Here is a 273-nt window from a genome sequence, read left to right on the forward strand (position 1 = left end):
GTGCGTGAGGCTGGCCTCGCAGAACCCGCCGTTGCGGCCGGAGGCTGCCCAGCCGACACGCCGGCCCTCCAGCAGCACGACCCGAGCGGACGGGTCCTCCCGCTTGGCGAGGAGGGCGGTCCAGAGTCCGGTGTAGCCGCCACCGACGACGGCCAGGTCGCAGCTGTGGTCGCCGGTGAGGCGGGGGTACGGATCACCGGGTGCGTCCTCCGTCCAGAACACCGCCTGCCGGGTGGGGGCCAGGGCGCGCCGGACGACCGCTTCGTCCGGCTG

General features: G+C 75.1%; 1 protein-coding gene. It reads right to left on the reverse strand.

Features of this window, described 5'->3' with window-relative positions; all coding sequences use genetic code 11:
- On the reverse strand, positions 1-273 hold a 273-nt coding region (locus SB717_RS35785), incomplete at both ends, for an FAD-dependent oxidoreductase (protein WP_410907717.1).

Source organism: Priestia sp. SIMBA_032 (assembly GCF_046535215.1).
Classification (GTDB): Bacteria; Bacillota; Bacilli; order Bacillales; family Bacillaceae_H; genus Priestia; species Priestia aryabhattai.